At 38.7% G+C, this 2,163-nt stretch carries 1 protein-coding gene; it reads left to right on the plus strand.

Annotated elements, in window-relative coordinates; genetic code table 11:
- The first annotated feature begins 393 nt into the window (after positions 1 to 393).
- Entirely contained in the window at positions 394 to 1,809 is a 1,416-nt protein-coding gene (locus tag DO88_RS00050) for an alanine/glycine:cation symporter family protein (protein ID WP_033041266.1), read from the plus strand.
- Positions 1,810 to 2,163 lie beyond the last annotated feature (354 nt).

The raw sequence follows: 2,163 nt of genomic DNA on the forward strand, positions 1-2,163 counted from the left end.
ACGTTTTGAGTCGCTTTAGCGCCTCAAGGGATGCGAATAATACACCCTTTATTTTCCGAGTCAATACTTAGTTTTAAAATTTCTTTCGATAATTTAAAACCGAAGTTTTATTTAACTCTATGAGTAGTTCGTGCCTCGCTATGCTTCGTCCGCTGTGCGTCGCCATATCCCGTCTCAGTGGGGTCGCATTATAGGGAGCGGCGCATTTTACGCAAGCGTTATTTACATAAAATAGTAATTAAAATTAAGCCCCAAGCAAGCGCACATGATAAGCACAAGTTACCCACAAAACCCTGTTGATAACTCTGTTTTTGAACTTTAAAACTAAACACTTTTATCTTGATGTGATAAGTTGCGGTCACTTTTTTTAACTCATGTATTTAGGCAGTATCCATGACAGACATAATAAATAGTATAAGTGCCCTTCTATGGGGGCAAGTTCTCGTCTACTTATTAATAGCAGCGGGCCTCTTCTTTACTTTTCGACTAGGCTTTATTCAATTTGTGCAATTTCCACATATGTTCAAAGTTATGTTTGGCTCTCGTAAATGTGCCGACAACGAAATTTCATCTTTTCAGGCTTTTTGTACTTCATTAGCTGCACGTGTTGGCACGGGTAACATGGCTGGCGTTGCTGTTGCTTTATATTTGGGTGGCCCAGGTGCTATTTTTTGGATGTGGACTATAGCCTTAATTGGTATGGCTACAAGCTTTGCCGAGAGTACCTTAGCACAAGCTTATAAAACAAAAGACGCCGAAGGCAATTTTAGAGGTGGCCCTGCTTATTATATGCAAAATGGTTTAGGTAAACGCTGGATGGGCGTTTTATTCTCGTTATGTTTAATTTTAGCCTTTGGTTTAGTATTTAACGCCGTACAATCGAACTCTATTGCTGCAGCATTTGAAGTCGCGTTTGATGTACCTAAGTATATAGTAGGCATTTTGTTGGTTATTGGTTCTGGCATCATTATTTTTGGTGGCCTAAAAACCATTTCACGTTTTGCTGAAATGGTTGTGCCATTTATGGCATTAGCTTACCTGCTGGTTGCTCTTTATGTATGCGCCACTAACTTTACTGCACTACCAGATGTGCTAGTGCTTATTATAAAAAGTGCTTTTGGTATTGAACAAGCTGGTGCTGGTGCTATTGGATACGGTGTCACACAAGCGATGATCCAAGGTATAAAGCGTGGCTTATTCTCAAACGAAGCCGGTATGGGTAGTGCAGCTAACGCCGCAGCTACTGCGACGCCTTACCCTCCTCATCCTGCATCACAAGGTTATGTGCAAATGTTAGGTGTATTTATCGATACTATTGTTATTTGTACAGCGACTGCTTCTCTTATTTTACTATCGCAGCAATTAGTACCTGAATCTGGTGTTATGGGGATTGAACTTACACAAGCAGCATTACAAGAACACGTCGGCGACTGGGGTACTTACTTTATTGCTATTGCTATATTGTTTTTTGCTTTTACTTCTATTGTGGCTAATTACTCTTACGCTGAAACAAATTTAATGTTTTTAGAGCACAACTCTAATAAAGGTATGTTTATCTTTAGACTGGTGGTTTTAGGTATGGTGATGTTTGGTGCTGTTGGTGAGCTTGGTTTAATTTGGACGCTGGCAGATATATCAATGGGCTTAATGGCCATTGTCAACGTTATAGCGCTATTTATGCTTTCAGGTGTTGTTGTATGGCTTTCAAAAGACTATAACGAACAACACAACAAGGGCTTAATACCCACCTTTGACAAAAGTAAGCATCCTAAACTTGCTAAAGAGGTCGATCCTGAGGCCTGGAAATAAACAACAACCAGCGAGCTACGGCTCGCTTTTTTAGTTCTAAAATAAAAAGCACTTACATTAAGTCACTCTACCCTCTATAAATGAAAAGCAGCTACGGACGATATGTACTATATAGATATTATCTAATTATTAGCTTAGATAAGACAACCTACAAAAAATAGGTGTTCAATGCCAATAATTCTGCATAAGTGCTTTATTGATTGCCTATTTGGAGTTCTCACCATAACTCTAGACTTACTATTACCCGTGATTTTTAACTTCCAATGAACATGTATTACTAACCAATTCGATAATTATACCAACCTGCATAAATCTTTAAGCAATTTAACAAATTAAATTGCACTATAACGTCGT

The organism is Pseudoalteromonas sp. S3431, assembly GCF_000690035.1.
Taxonomy (GTDB): domain Bacteria; phylum Pseudomonadota; class Gammaproteobacteria; order Enterobacterales; family Alteromonadaceae; genus Pseudoalteromonas; species Pseudoalteromonas fuliginea.